General features: G+C 58.0%; 7 protein-coding genes and 2 pseudogenes. 8 read left to right on the forward strand and 1 reads right to left on the reverse strand.

The annotated features are described in order from the left end of the window. Window positions 1–3,368: 3,368 nt before the first annotated feature. From D6B98_RS35740 to D6B98_RS35775, 8 genes and pseudogenes are all read left to right on the forward strand, one after another. Window positions 3,369–4,754: pseudogene (locus D6B98_RS35740) on the forward strand (ABC transporter substrate-binding protein). Between the two features lie 67 nt (window positions 4,755–4,821). After that, window positions 4,822–5,784, forward strand: coding sequence for a carbohydrate ABC transporter permease (locus D6B98_RS35745; protein ID WP_126261687.1), 963 nt, complete (start codon window positions 4,822–4,824; stop codon window positions 5,782–5,784). Window positions 5,785–5,795: 11 nt separating this feature from the next. Then, entirely contained in the window at window positions 5,796–6,656 is an 861-nt protein-coding gene (locus tag D6B98_RS35750) for a carbohydrate ABC transporter permease (RefSeq protein WP_126261688.1), read from the forward strand. Between the two features lie 14 nt (window positions 6,657–6,670). Continuing rightward, window positions 6,671–7,594, forward strand: a complete 924-nt coding sequence (locus D6B98_RS35755; RefSeq protein WP_235884837.1) for a ribokinase — start codon at window positions 6,671–6,673, stop codon at window positions 7,592–7,594. Then, window positions 7,591–8,361, forward strand: a complete 771-nt coding sequence (locus D6B98_RS35760; protein ID WP_126261690.1) for an SDR family NAD(P)-dependent oxidoreductase — start codon at window positions 7,591–7,593, stop codon at window positions 8,359–8,361. Before D6B98_RS35755 ends, D6B98_RS35760 begins: the two co-directional genes overlap by 4 nt. Beyond that, the gene (locus D6B98_RS35765; RefSeq protein ID WP_126261691.1) at window positions 8,354–9,181 is read left to right on the forward strand and encodes an HAD-IIA family hydrolase; all 828 of its coding nucleotides are present in this window, start codon (window positions 8,354–8,356) and stop codon (window positions 9,179–9,181) included. The genes D6B98_RS35760 and D6B98_RS35765 overlap by 8 nt, the downstream gene beginning before the upstream one ends. Beyond that, a pseudogene (locus tag D6B98_RS35770) lies at window positions 9,181–10,292 on the forward strand (ABC transporter ATP-binding protein). The gene D6B98_RS35765 and the pseudogene D6B98_RS35770 overlap by 1 nt, the downstream one beginning before the upstream one ends. Window positions 10,293–10,424: 132 nt before the next feature. Continuing rightward, window positions 10,425–12,104, forward strand: a complete 1,680-nt coding sequence (locus D6B98_RS35775) for a phosphoenolpyruvate hydrolase family protein (RefSeq protein WP_235884836.1) — start codon at window positions 10,425–10,427, stop codon at window positions 12,102–12,104. A 4-nt stretch (window positions 12,105–12,108) separates the two neighbouring features. Here the strand turns inward: D6B98_RS35775 and D6B98_RS35780 are convergent, their stop codons facing one another. After that, the gene (locus D6B98_RS35780) at window positions 12,109–12,660 is read right to left on the reverse strand and encodes a hypothetical protein (RefSeq protein ID WP_235884835.1); all 552 of its coding nucleotides are present in this window, start codon (window positions 12,658–12,660) and stop codon (window positions 12,109–12,111) included. Window positions 12,661–13,605: the final 945 nt, after the last annotated feature.

Below are 13,605 nucleotides of genomic sequence, written 5' to 3' on the forward strand. Positions count from 1 at the left end.
CGCGGGTCAATCTTGCCCGCCGTCAGGCAGAAACTCCACTTATCGCGCTGTTCAGATTTGCGGGACCAGCTCAGTGTTCAGCAACTTGGCTTTCTTGCGTAGCGACGTTCGGACGGCGTATCACTTGCCGAACTGTGCCGCACGGCGCACGGCAGGAAATGCGAAGCTTCATCCCGCGCTGGATTATTCGCGCCTCGTCTCAAGATGGCGGCTCTTCATTCCGTCGACCTGGGTTCGCGGAGGCAGACATTAATCGGCAAGCGCCCAATTCTTGCTGTCGCAGGACAGAGCTCGCTCGTTCCGCATGTTGTCGAAAAGGACTGCGTTCTCGGCTGATTTATCGCCGGCGTCCGCGCGCATGAGGAACTCGCCGAAGGCTAGGTCTTCAAGGGCGGTACCTGTCTGAAAACATGCTTATAAAGCGGGTGTTCGCGGAGGTGGCGCCTGGGTCTATGACGAAAGCGGCATCGTGGTCCCGGTGGATCAGCAAGAATTCGAACTCTTCCAAAATCCGCGCGGCAAGCTCTCATGTCAAAGCAAGATCAGCTACAAGGGGCCCGTTTCACGCCCCGTCCACTTCCGCGAAATAAACTTGGTTCGACGGCTGACGAACGCATCCTCTTGCCGCCGGTGCCCGTCGATATCTTTCACCCTTATTCCGACATGCTTGAAGACGGCATCGAGGTCCTGGCCTACGACTACTTGAGGCGTTCGCGTAAACCTCAGCGCTTTGGCCGAGCGAACGCGCCCGCGCGATCTCTACGAGGTCCTGAATCTTTGTCTAACCGCCGGTCGAGCAGACAGAATGTTGTCTCGATCGAGCGACCTCCCCTTAAGGGCGCCATTAAATATCTCAGGCTGATCGCCTGCCTCTTCTATTGTGAGGCAGGGACTTATAGTGGCCGCCTCGCGACGTAACGGCAGGAATCGAATTAGAAGCTTTCACCCGTTCCGTCGGCGTAAGATAATCTGGACTTCGGCCCGCGCTTTCCGAACTGCAAGCGCGTCGAGATCAGATATATTCACTCGACCTCGTGGTATTCGGCCCGGTCGAAATCCGAGCCGAACAGCGCTGCTGCGGCGTCGTAGAGCGCGACCGTATTGACGGTTGACTGCATGGCTTACCAGGTGCGCAATGCCTCGATAGCCGATGCATCGGCTAGCAACTGACGGGATTTGGCAATCGAGCACCTCCAGCTTGGGCGCCTCACGCTTCGTGCCGCTCTCGATGTTCCGGTCGATTGTCATTTCTCTGCCTTCGCCGTCCTAGTTGGTCCGCCAGACTCTATGCGGTCGCTACCAGGCTGCCAGTCTGCGCCGTGTTGACGGATCATTTCGCGATGGGACCGTTTGACGAAGGCGCGCTCGGCGCAAAAGCCGGCGGTGACTGAAGCGGCTACCGCTAGGCCGCAGGCGACGTAGTCATCCAGCAAACTCCAAATTATGTTACTGCCGGCGACCACGACAAAAGTGAGTGCCATGACAGTATTTCGAAATGCTTTAACCATGCTTGTTCCCCCAGCCGATGGGCGAGGGATGCTAACATTGCAACCAGGACGTTCTGCGGCGTTTGAGGGGCATGATCGGTCGTATTTCTGCTAGATCAGCTTGTAGTTGCGCGCGATCTCGCGCGCGACTAGACGGCACTCAGCGGTGCGCCAGTTCGCGAGAGGAGGTCCTTCCCCGGCTTTAACTGCACGATGGTCCCATGTAGCCGCAGGCCAGACGAACGACTTGGAAAGAACTGGTGGCCGACACGGGATGTGATCACCGGCACCAGGGCTATATCGCGCCGAAGCAGCATCTGCAGCTCAGAGCAATTTACTGCAATTGCTGTTGGCGCAGTGGCCTCCGGCTGCGACGTTGGGCGTGGCTTGGTAAGACTCGTGGAAGGACCGGTTGCTCCGACGACATGTTAGGAGAGCCGAATGGTATGAGAGAAGCTTCGTCAATGACAAAGCCTCCGGACGGGGCTGAATTGGACAAAACTACAGGCTAATCTGCTGAAATCCTGCAATGTGAGGCTGCTGACCAAACGATCATAGCGCGCGAATCGCGCTAATATCGTGAGAGCGATGATGTTTTCGCGCGACGTGTAGCGATGATATCGAGGCGCGAACGCAGCGCGGGCGTCCAAAGTTCCGATGAGTTATCAAGGCCGGTGATGATGCGCGAGCAACGAATCCCATTCCGAATTTTATATGACGGCGAGTGCTTCATCTGCTCTCGAACTGTGACTGGCATCAGAAAGTTGCGTCAGACCGTTGCTGTCCCTGGGTTTGGCGTCGAGGTGGACTTGGCCGTTTATAGTGAAAACAACGCTCATCCAATCTCGAGCATGGAGAACGCGGCCATCCTTATCGCTATCCAGATGGTCTCGCGCGCCAGCCATGCTCGTGTTGCGCGGCGCCGCGCCGCCCCAGGCGCGTAGTTGTCTTTTGCTATGCTACCGTGGCCGCCAATGGTCAAAGGATGCGGCTTTTCCAATCTGCGCGAAGTTGGGCTTGGGAGTTTTGAGAGCTACCTAGGCCCAGCCATATTCGTGTGCATTTCTTTTCCGGAACGCCCTTCGAGCGCATCGCACCGTGCGATCATGGCCTTGATTTCCTGGGCGGTAAACGGTGTCATGTTCGCGCGTGCGGCATGGTCATTGAGCTGCTTGGCAGCACGCAAGGATGCGAACGGAAAACTGGCTAGATAGCGGTGAGAAACCTCTTGATCCTGTGTCTGTTGCCATAACATCGCTGGTGAAGCGCCGCGCCTTGTCCCATCGGAACGCCGCATGCAGCGTAGCATGAATGTGCAGGGCGTGAGCGCGTCCCGTTAGAAATTCGAAGAAGGTTCTGTCGCTGATTGGGCAGAAAACCTCACCGTCCTGCACCAGCTGTTGCTTCGAGGAAAGCAGATCAGACACTTCCCCACGCTGCGGGCGCAGCGCTTATCGCACCGCCGTTCGGCCAGTCGAGAGACCAGATCGTCGGTGCGATGGGAGATTGCGAAAGGTTGCGACAATGTGTCGTTATTCTGCAGCGAGTTGTCGTCTCTATTGAGGCAGCCACTCAAGACGCGCCTGTGACGAGCGGCGGGATCAATAGAGCATTTGAACCAGCTACTGATGCAAAAGCGCGAGCAGTTGGCCAGGATCGCCCCTTCGGAGCTGGCTTCGCGGGGCCTGAACATGCGCCTGCATTGATCATCTCCACTATGGCGTCCTGTGATGCTGCTTTCTTGACTTACCCAATGTTACCCAACTTCGATCTGAAGGGGTGCATATGGGCGGAAAATGGCGGTTAGCGTTCCCAACACTCGCGGCCCTGGAAGAGGAGGGGCATGTGAATTGCGGGCCAATGAGCCCAGAGGAGGGACTAATGCCAAGGACGCCAGCCGCTTTGCGCGGCCATTCGGCTCATTATGTCAAAACCGCTCTGATTTGCTCAACGCTCTTGGCCGGTGCGGCCGCATCTTTCGTCCAGGCCAAAGCGGAGGATATCAACTGGCGCCAGTTCGAGGGCTCTTCGATCGTGTGGGCTTACGACATCCATCCATATGCTGACGCCGTTGCAGCACAGCTGCCTGAGTTCGAGAAGTTGACAGGCATCAAAGTGACGCCCGAGCTTTATCCGGACGACGCCTACTGGAATAAGCTGACAATCCAGCTGAGCACGAAGTCGGCCTCGTGGGACGTCGTCGGCACGGGGATTCAGCCGGCTTGGGATCTCGCGCCCGGTCAACTACTCGAGCCGCTCGACCGCTATCTGAACAACCCAAAGCTCACCTCGGCAAGCTATGACTACGAGGACTTCTTCCCCGCATTGCGTGACGCGCTGACGTGGCAAGTCGATGGCGGGCAAATCGAAGCGGGCCGGGGTCAGGTGTGGGCTATCCCGCACGGGTTCGAAAACATCCAATTATTCTACCGTAAGGACATTCTGGACAAGCACGGTATCAAGGTTCCGACAACCCCGCCGGAAATGTCCGCGGCTTGCGAGAAGCTGAAATCTGCGGATCCGGCGATCACACCCCTGGGCGTGCGGGGAGTCCGCTTTTGAAGCAGCATCCACACGGCCGCCATCTCGATTGCCAAGTCTTACGGTGTGCACGACTTCGTGGTTAAGGACGGCAAATTAGAAACTGGTCTCGATTCGCCCGAGTCGGTCGCCTTCCACAAGGATTATGTGGAGATGATCAAGAAGTGCGCGGCTCCATCCTTTGCCAACGACAACTGGTATCAGGTGGTCGATGGCATCAATTCGGGTCGGACAGCGATGGCGATCGATTCCAACATGTTCGGGTTCTGGAACAATGTCGCCGGCAAGCCCGCTTCGGGCAAGATTGCATTCGCTCCCCCTCTGCGCGCTCCAAACGGCAAGAATTTTGAATCGAACATCTGGATCTGGTCCCTCGCCATGAATGCGGCCTCTCAGAAAAAGGGAGCAGCCTGGCTGTTCATCCAGTGGGCGACGTCAAAGCAGGTCGAGCTCAACGGTGCCGTCGCCGGGAAGCTCGTCAACTCTCCGCGCGCCTCCACCTGGAGCGACAAGGTTTGGCTCGACTACGCGGCTAAACCGGAATTCACAAACTTCGTGGATACCTTCAAAATCGTGCAGGACAGGGCTGCATTGGCCTTTACGCCGCGCGCAGGATTTGCCGAGGCAATGAACGCCTGGGCAGTCGCCATGCAGAAAATGGTCAACGGCGCGGACGTGAAGGCGACGTTGACCGACCTCGCCTCCGAGATCCGCTCCTCCATGTAAGGCGGTCGGAGGGCGGCATAAGGGTTTGCCGCCCCACCGCGCCCGAGTAACTTTTGAGAAGTGAGCGATGGACCTTCAAGGCATCGACGCAATCGTGACGCTACAATCATCGGTCGACCAGCTGGCCTCGTCCAAAAACGAGCGGGCGCAAAAGGCCGAGCAGAATGCTCTTGACTGGTGGAGCCTTGCTGCGATTGCCCCCGCAATCATCATCCTCCTTGGATTTCTTTTTCTGTTTTTCTATGGGGTCTTTCAATCACTCACCGATCTCAAGTTTGGCCGTCCCGTGGTTCGCTTCATTGGATTCACCAACTATGAAGTGGCAATCAAGACCCAAGATTTCTGGAATAGCGTGCGGGCGACTATGGCGTATGCCTGCTCCGCCGTGCTCGCCGAAGCGTTCTTTGGGCTTGCGATCGCCAAATTGTTCGCAAGTGGGGTGTTCCTTGCCAGGCTGATGCGGCCCGTCATTCTCCTTCCCCTGGTTCTGCCGCCAATGAGCGTCGCCTTGATGTGGACCACAATGATGGATCCGCAGATTGGGATCTTGAACTATTTGCTTTCGCTCGTTGGGATCGGACGGTTCGCATGGATTTCGGATGCCAGCACGGCGATGGTCTCACTGGTACTCATCGACATATGGACTTACACACCATTTTTTGCGCTCATCATCTTCGCCGGGTTGCAGGGCATCAACGATGAGGTCAGAGAAGCCGCGCGGGTCAATGGCGCGCGGGGTTGGGCAACGTTCCTCCATATCGAGCTTCCGCTCATCGCGCCGTACATTCTGATCGCCGCGGTATTTCGGCTGATCGAATCGCTCAACCAGTTTGATATCATCTTCGGAACAACCCAGGGGGGGCCGGGTGACAGTACTTCCGTGCTCTCGGTTCGCGCCTACATCACGGCCTTTCAAAATCTCGCCTTCGGGCGTGGTGCCGCGCTCATGGTTGTCAATTGGATGATCGTGCTTCTCGGGGCCTTTGCCGTGGTGAGATTGTGGCGGTTGGTCCGTCAGCGCGTAAGCTAGAGGAGGCTGACATGCGTTTCAATCGCTCAACGCCTGCAAGCTTGTTCCTTAATCTCCTGATTGTTGCTTGTACGCTGATCCTGACATTTCCGCTGGTCTGGATCGTGATGATGTCGGTGAAGCAGCAGGCCGAGGTCATGACCTGGCCGCCGCGCTTTATCTTCACTCCAACATTTGAAAACTTCCGCGTTTTGTTCGATGCCGCCCACGCCGGGGCAACAAGCTACGGCACTATCAAGGTTGATTTCTTGACCCCGGTCACCAATAGCGTCGTGATCTCGCTTGGTGCGGTGCTCGTATCGCTCGTTGTCGGGGTACCGGCAGGCTACGTCCTGGCGAGGCGTGATATCCCTATGAAGGAGGACATCGCATTCTTCATTCTGGGCTTCCGCTTCGCGCCGGCACTCCTTGTCGTCATACCGCTGTTCAGCGTGTTTCAGACAATTGGCCTTTATGACACCTATTTCGGTATGATCTGGGTCTATCAAGTCGTCACGCTGCCAATGATCATTTGGCTGAGCCGTTCATATATCGAGGACATCCCAAAGGACGTTGAGGAGGCGGCCGCCATGGATGGCGCAAAGCCAATCCGGGTTGTCTGGCACATCGTTCTTCCGCTTCTAAAGCCCGGCTTGATAGGCGCTTCTTTGCTTATCTTCCTGCTCGCGTGGCACAACTTCGCGCTCGGCCTGATCCTCAGTTCGACGAAAGCACCAGTCACCGTCGCCCTGCTCAAGCTGCTCAATCCGGGCGTTCAGTTCTATCCGGTGATGGCTGCGGGTCTGGTGGTGACCATGATTGTGCCGGTCGTCCTGATCATCCTTGGCCAGCGTCATCTCGAACGTGGTCTTACCTTCGGGGCCGTGAAATGAGCCCCAGACCATTGATGTTCTTCGGCACGACAAATCTCGACCTCTGCTTCAACGTCGAGCGGATTCCAATGCCGGGTGAAAGCTTGATGGGAAGCTTGAAACGGAATGCGGGAGGCAAGGGGGCCAATCAGGCGGTCGCCGCCGCTCGATTGGGCCTTCGGCCGAGCTTCTACACCCGGCTTGGCGGCGACGAGGCCGGTCGATCCTTGCTGCAAGCGCTGCGTGAGGCAGGTGTCCGTCTCGATGCCATAGCGGTGTGCCCAGGGGAGATATCGGGTTCTGCTCTCGTCCTTGTCGGTGACGACGGCTCCAACATCATTGTCATAGACCCGGGAGCCAATGCAAATGTCACACCAAGCATGGTCGAAAAGGCGGCCGAATTCATTGAGCGAGACGCAATCGTCGTTGCCGAGATGGGCATGCCGGTCCCCGCGCTCAATCACCTGTTTGCAATGAAGAGCAGCAAAGGATTCGATCTCATTTTCAATCCAGCCCCCGTGAGGGCAGGCCTGTCCGCGGCGGCGTGGAGGAGTGTCGATTTCCTCACTCCAAACCAGACGGAAGCTTTCGAGCTCACCGGCGTCGAGGTGCACGACTTCGACGGCGCAGCTCAAGCGGCCGGAAAGCTTCTCGATCTCGGGCCGAGAGCTGCCCTGATCACGCTTGGTGCGCAGGGGGCCTACTACGCCGATGCCAGCGCGTCTTTTGCGCTCAGGGCATTTCCTGTGAAGGTCGTTGATACGACCGCCGCGGGCGATGCCTTTAACGGAGCCTTCGCAGCCTCTCTTGCCCACCGGTTGCCGATTCGAGAAGCGATTAAAAAGGCGCTCGCGGTTGCTGCCTTATGCGTGACGCGACGCGGGGCCCAGAGCTCGATGCCCAGCAGTGGGGCCGTCGACGAATTTCTGAATTCTCAAACGATCTTGGAGTTGGAATGACTGAACAGTTCTCAGTTGCAGACAGGACCGTGCTCGTGACCGGTGCGGGCGGGGGCATTGGCTCAGCCATTGCCAATGCTTTCCGTCAAGGCGGTGCGAACGTCCTGGCAACCGACGTAAATGTGGAAAATGTCCGGAACATTCTGACGCGCTTGCCGCACGGCAATGGCATCCTGCCCATGAGCATGGACGTGTCTCGAGAAGATGATGTGGGCAGGGTGCTTGATGAGATCGCCAAGCGCTTCGGCAGGCTCGATGTCCTGATCAATAACGCTGGAATAAAATCGGCTCAGCCGCTTCTAACCGGCAATGCCGACAGAATCGAAAAGACCATACAGATCAACTCCGTCGCGGTGCTTCGCTGTGCCAAGCAAGCGATCGAGCGCTTCATGAAGAGCAAGGGCGGCCGCATCGTCAATGTCGGGTCCTCGTTGTCATCTCAAGGCGCGGTTTTCAACTACCAGGCTGGCGGCGCTGATTATTGCTTGTCAAAGGCGATCGTACACGACGTGACAAAGCTGCTCGCTTATGAATGTGCTCCGCTCAAGATCAACGTCAACGCGATTGCACCCGGAATCATCGATACACCCATGCACGGGCGTCCGCGGGAGGAGACCGAAGCGCGCCACAGTGGCCGAATTCCGCTGGGCCGGGTCGGATTGCCGGAGGATATCGCAGGCCTAGCGGTGTTCCTGGCCAGCCCCGCGGCCTCCTACATGACCGGGCAGGTCGTCCATGTGAATGGCGGGATGCTGATGCATGGTTAGCACGGGCTCAAACGTGAACTGGCCGCCAATAGAAGGGATCATCTCTGACCTGGATGGCGTCGTCTATCGTGGCAGCACCCCAATCGTGGATGCGATAGAAGCATTTAAGCGATGGCAGGAAGCCGGCGTGCCGTTCTGTTTTGTAACGAACAATTCCACGCATGCCCCGGAGGACGTCGTTCGCAAGCTGAGAGGATTTGGTCTTTCCATCGCACCGTCAAAAGTGGTTACAAGCGCCATCACCGTCGCAGACCTCATTCGAGCGAATTATCCGCACTTGACGCGAATCTATGTCATCGGCGCTCCCTCACTTGTCACGGCCATGCGCAATGTTGGGCTGGAGGTCACTGACCGAACGCCCGAAGCCGTTGTAATGGGGCTTGACCGGGATATCACGCACGAGAAGATGCGAATTGCCGTTGAGGCGATCCTCAATGGCGCCGTCTTCATCGGAACCAATCCCGATCTTCTGCTGCCGACGGCCAGCGGGTTTGAGCCTGGGGCTGGCGCGACGATTGCAGCTGTGGCTGCCGCCACGCAAGTGCAGCCATCGATCGCCGGGAAGCCGCAAGTGCCGATGATCGAGACAGCGCTCTCACGCCTCGGCACGAACCGCGCTTCGACCATTATGATCGGAGACCAAGTTCCTACGGATATTCAAGCGGGAAAGAGGGCGGGGCTTGCCACGGTGCTTGTCACAACCGGCGTGCCGATGCGTCAGGATCCCTCCTTGATGGCCCCGGACTTCATCGTATCGAGCTTGCGCGAAATTGAGGTAAGTGCTGCTCGCGCGGCCGAGGTGCGACAGAGGAGGGCATAATGGCCAACGTTCGCCTGGAGAGCATGAAGAAGGCCTATGGGACCATCGAGATCCTGCGTAATATCGATTTGACCATCGATCACGGCGAATTTGTCGTCTTCGTTGGTCCGTCCGGGTCTGGCAAATCCACGCTTCTGCGCATGATTGGCGGGCTCGAGCCCATCAGCGGCGGGCGGCTCTTCATCGACAATGAGCTCGTCAACGACATCGATGCGGCCGATCGTAACCTCGGCATGGTCTTTCAGAGTTACGCTCTCTATCCGCATATGACGGTGAGAGAGAACCTGGCCTTTCCCCTGCGCATGGCCAAAGCCTCAAAAGCCGAGATCGCCGCCAAGATAGCCAAATAGCGTCGCTATTGCAGATCGACCATCTATTGGATCGCAAGCCTCGACAGCTTTCAGGCGGGCAACGCCAGCGCGTCGCAATCGGGCGCGCCATCATGCGAGAACCAAAAGTGTTCCTGTTCGATGAGCCCCTGTCCAACCTCGACACCGAGTTGCGCGTGCAAATGCGGGTTCAGATCGCCAAGCTCCACAGGCAGCTCGGAAATACCATGATCTATGTGACGCATGACCAGGTCGAGGCGATGACCATGGCCGACAAGATCGTCGTCCTCAAGGACGGCAACATCGAACAGGTTGGCAGCCCCCACGATCTCTATCACAATCCGGCCTCGCGTTTTGTGGCAGGATTCATCGGCTCGCCGAAGATGAACTTCCTGGGCGGCAAGGTCGAGGCAGCTCATGAGCAAGGCCTGGACGTCCGACTGGAGGCTGGTTCTACAATCTCCGTTCCGGTCGAGCCGGACCAAATGCTAGTTGGCAAGCCGGTCACTGTCGGAATCCGCCCGGATGACTTCTCCTCGCCGGCACCCGAGCAGCAGGAGATCTCCATTGGACTTGAGATCGATTTCGTTGAGCATCTCGGTAGCGTCACGTACATCTATGGCAACGTTGGAGACGAAACGGTCGTCGCCAGGGCGCCAAAATCCGGCTCGCCCAAAGGCGCCGGAAAGCTTACCCTCACCGCCGCTCCAGCCGATTGCCACTTGTTCATGAGCAATGGAAAGGCGGTTCGGCGGTTGCAAGCGCCTGCGACTTGGAGCTAGTCTTGACGTTGAGCCGTGCGATGATGCCGGCTCCGGATCGACACGCGGACCACTGAGGTGAAGGGAGCCGGCATCAGGCAGTTCTTCCGGAATTCCCGTTCGTTTGTACTTGGTGCGGGGATCGGATCGGGCATGACGGCCAGGGCCGCGGAGCGGGCGGGCGCCGATTTCGTGCTCGCACTCAATGCTGGCCGTTTTCGTGCCATGGGCGGGGCCTCGCCCGCCTCGATTCTTCCAATCCGCAATAGTAACGAGTTCGTAGCGGGGTTCGGACGGACCGAGATCCTGCCAAATACGAAACTGCCGGTCTTCTTCGGCACCTGTACATTCGACCCCGAGCTTGATCTGGATCGATGGCTCGACCGGATCATCAAATGGGGATTTGCTGGCGTGACCAACTTCCCTTCGGTCATACACATCGATGATGATCGCAGGTCGTTGCTCGAGAAGTCCGGCCTTGGCTATTCCCGGGAGATCGAGCTCCTTGTGAAGGCTGCAAAACGCGGCCTGATGACGATTGCCTATACTCGCACTCAATCTGAAGCGCGTCGAATGGTCGAAGCCGGCGCCGAGGCCATTTGCATCAACTTCAATCTAAACCGCGCGGTTGAAAGCGGGTCCGATCCGTCGATCAGCCTGTCTGAACTTGCAGCGCGTACGAATGCCGTTGCGCGCGTTGCTCAATCCGTCAACAAGAGCACCATCTGCTTGCTTGGGGGCGGCCCGATCACAAAGCCGGACGAGCTCCTGGACATCTGCCGCGAAACCGGAATCCAGGGGTTCATCGGAGGCTCTTCGCTGGACCGCGTGCCTCTGGAGATGTCGGTCCTCGAGGTGACGTCGGGCTTCAAGACCATCCACCTGTTGCGCGAGAAGGTGGATCTGCTCGAAAGGAAGCTGCAGTTGAGTGGCTTCAGGCACGGCGTGATCGCGCAGTCCTCGGCAATGAAGCGCGTCCTAGAGATCACCAAACGCGTTGCCGCAACCCCAAGCCCAGTCCTCATCTGGGGAGAGGCCGGCTCCGGCAAGCGTAGAATAGCTAGCCTGGTTCACGCGTTCAGCGACCGCAGGCACGCCAAGGCGACGCTGTTTCATTGCCGACCCGGTCCGGCGATAGATACACTCGGCCCGTTGTTCGGCGCCGAGCGCCTTGAGAGTGGCAGACGCCAATTGTCGCTCCTGGAGGCGTCGAACGAGGGCGCCGTCTTGCTGCTGCATGTTGACCAGCTTTCGCGCGAAGGCCAGGAGCGCCTTGCCGATTACCTGGAGACAGGCGGGTTTACCCCTCTGAACGGGGTAACTGTCATGCGTTCCCACGCCCGGATCATTGCGACCGCGACGGTGGCCCGAGGCGCTGGCCTTGAAACGGTTCTGTGCGCGCGGCTTCTCGACCTTTTTACCGGGTTGGATGTCCAGTTACCTTCGCTAACCGACAGGCTTGAAGATCTGCCGCAACTCGTTCAACACTTCACCGTCGAAGCCAAAGGAGATTCCAGCGCCCAGACGCTCACAATCGAAAACTCTGCTTTCCTTGCGCTAGCCGGGCACGACTGGCCAGGCAATTTGCGCGAGCTGCGGCAGGTCGTGAACCAGCTCGTGACCCTGCCATCAACTCACATCACCGGTGAGATGCTAAAGCCGCTGTTGGAGCCGACTTCAGGCGCACGGCCCGCCGCCTCCCTGTCCGAGAGAGACTGGATTATCGAGGCCCTGAAGAGAAACCGGCTTCACCGCGGCAAGACTGCTCGCTCTCTCGGGCTTTCGCGCAAAACCCTCTACAACAAAATCAAGAAACTGCGGATCCTCGAATAAGGCCTCATGCCCGTCGGAGCGGCTGCTTGGCCGTGGCAGCCTGCTCCAGGGAGAACTTCGGTACCGACGACGATCCATGAGAGCCAAGGCTCACGAGCCCGATGTCAGATCCAATCGGCAGCGCAAGCGCCTCGGGTCGCAGATAGACGGACCCATCCAGCTGCGAGCCTAGGCGTTGCTCCGCTACTGTCATCTTTGCCTCGTCCGCCGCAACAAACAGGACTTTGAACCCTCGGCTTGCAAACCACTCCATACGGCGAAGCTCGAGTTCCTGACCGCGATCGAGCGGCACTCCTGCCGGTGTCCGTTCAATCATGGAGGCAGGCGGAAAGTTCGTCACTCCGGTCATCCTTGCGCCTTCCAACAAATCAACAAGATCTTCCCAGCATGCAAACGGGTCAATCATGACGATCGCTGCATAGCAGGAAGGGGGCACTTTGGGCCCCCCTTGCAAGTCCCGCAGGAGACGGTCGTTCCAGTCGATGACGGGAAGCGTGGCCATGACCAGCATGGCGTTTTGTGGAAGGGTCCGCAGTGACGGCGCATAGATCGTCATCTGATCACCGCGAGACGAAGAGAGACTTACGGCAAGGCGACCTAAGACATTGGCTCTCACGGTTTCTACCCAACCCTACCCAATTGATGCTTCCGCCGATCTTACACGCCGCTTCATCCAGGTCTAGACCACGACGTCAATCGTTATCGGAAGGAATGGTCGTTGGCGCCGTTCCTCCTGGCTGCTTAACTGGGCTCTCGCGCGGTCCTGAGTGCCGGATGCGATTTGCTGCAGGCTACTGAGCGAGCTCGGCTCGCGGTGAAAGAGGGCCATGAAGCGTCTCGGGTAAAAAATTCGGGCGAGCTATCTGCGCCCTACGGATCCGCTAGCAGACCGGCTCGTCTGCTTCCTCCCCGACTGGCGCCGCTGCTGGAAACTCCGGCAGCGGCTCTTTTTGACTCGCACCGCGCTTCGCCGCGCGAGAGAACTGGTGTCGCGGAATTGGACGGCTCGCGACCATGCCGGAGCCTAAATTCATCAAAGATCCGCCAGCTAGCTGAGCAAGGAGAGGCAATCGTTCAATCGCGCAACTTCTTTGCAGTATTCGAGTCAGCGGAGGAGTGGCGACTTACTGTCTCGGGGAGAACCCTGGGGACATTGCCGATATCGTTCCCGGTCCATAAGGATATCCACGCAATCCGCACTTTTGAGCCGGGCAGAAATCGCCCGCTCTTTAGCAAAGAACTGGCTTTGCCACATTGAGCGGTTGAAAGGGCAGTCTTCGATGTTCCTGTTATGTACTCGCGGCCGCCGTCAATTGGTTTCCCATCTGATGCATGTCGGGGATCGGATCAGCGGGCCCATGTTGAGGCGCAAGGTGCACACGGTAAACTCTTAGCCTTTCTAGGGAGCGCTTGGCGTTTTAAGGCGCCAATATGTGGCTTTGCGGTAGCTTAAGGCGCCAAGCAGTTGACTGCAGGGAGGGGGTGCTATATTTCTCGGTGC

Source organism: Bradyrhizobium sp. LVM 105, from assembly GCF_003957705.1.
Lineage (GTDB): Bacteria > Pseudomonadota > Alphaproteobacteria > Rhizobiales > Xanthobacteraceae > Bradyrhizobium > Bradyrhizobium frederickii.

What these genes read in the sequence shown, in the direction of transcription:
- D6B98_RS35750 (WP_126261688.1), top strand. Translation starts at nt 5,796, where the DNA reads ATGCGTTTCAATCGCTCAACGCCTGCAAGCTTGTTCCTTAATCTCCTG.
- D6B98_RS35775 (WP_235884836.1), top strand. Translation starts at nt 10,425, where the DNA reads ATGACGGCCAGGGCCGCGGAGCGGGCGGGCGCCGATTTCGTGCTCGCA.
- D6B98_RS35755 (WP_235884837.1), top strand. Translation starts at nt 6,671, where the DNA reads ATGTTCTTCGGCACGACAAATCTCGACCTCTGCTTCAACGTCGAGCGG.
- D6B98_RS35745 (WP_126261687.1), top strand. Translation starts at nt 4,822, where the DNA reads ATGGACCTTCAAGGCATCGACGCAATCGTGACGCTACAATCATCGGTC.
- D6B98_RS35780 (WP_235884835.1), bottom strand. Translation starts at nt 12,660, where the DNA reads ATGACGATCTATGCGCCGTCACTGCGGACCCTTCCACAAAACGCCATG.
- D6B98_RS35760 (WP_126261690.1), top strand. Translation starts at nt 7,591, where the DNA reads ATGACTGAACAGTTCTCAGTTGCAGACAGGACCGTGCTCGTGACCGGT.
- D6B98_RS35765 (WP_126261691.1), top strand. Translation starts at nt 8,354, where the DNA reads ATGGTTAGCACGGGCTCAAACGTGAACTGGCCGCCAATAGAAGGGATC.